This window comes from Cupriavidus sp. MPR-AND1C (assembly GCF_058809705.1).
In genome coordinates this window covers 1-577 of the sequence record NZ_JBXASU010000211.1, presented here as the reverse complement: position 1 = coordinate 577, position 577 = coordinate 1, and the positions used below count along the sequence as shown (strand labels likewise).

Here is a 577-nt window from a genome sequence, read left to right as displayed (position 1 = left end):
TGTGCCGTATTCCAAGTCATCTTTCGATCACTTAAATACATTTCGGTTGATACAATCACAACCCGGTATCGTGTTTTTTACTGCAGCGTCTCATCAACGCTCACGACACCTTTACTACATCCCATATTGTTAAAGAACAGCCGTGCGAAACTTCGTCTCGCAACGTCTTGGCCAAGGCCAAAGGCAAACGCTCAATCCTAAGCGCTTGCCTTTGACGACCAATCCAAGGTACCAGGTAATTGGTGGAGGATGACGGGATCGAACCGACGACCCCCTGCTTGCAAAGCAGGTGCTCTCCCAGCTGAGCTAATCCCCCAAATACTACTGACGCCGGAAGCTCAACATCGAACCACCGTCTATAACTTGGTGGGTCTGGTAGGACTTGAACCTACGACCCCCGCCTTATCAAGACGGTGCTCTAACCACCTGAGCTACAGACCCTTGGCTGTAACAGCAAACAAACCGATAAGTGTGAACGCTCGACTTAAGATGCACGCTCTTGAAAGGAGGTGATCCAGCCGCACCTTCCGATACGGCTACCTTGTTACGACTTCACCCCAGTCATGAACCCTGCCGT

2 tRNA genes and 1 rRNA gene are annotated in these 577 nt (G+C 50.8%); all 3 read right to left on the bottom strand.

Features of this window, described 5'->3' with window-relative positions:
• Positions 1-240 precede the first annotated feature (240 nt).
• Positions 241-316: transfer RNA gene (locus tag AC1RWI_RS38085), tRNA-Ala, on the bottom strand.
• Positions 317-364: 48 nt separating this feature from the next.
• Positions 365-441, bottom strand: a tRNA-Ile gene (locus tag AC1RWI_RS38080).
• 61 nt (positions 442-502) lie between these two features.
• Positions 503-577, bottom strand: a 16S ribosomal RNA gene (locus AC1RWI_RS38075); the annotation flags it as partial.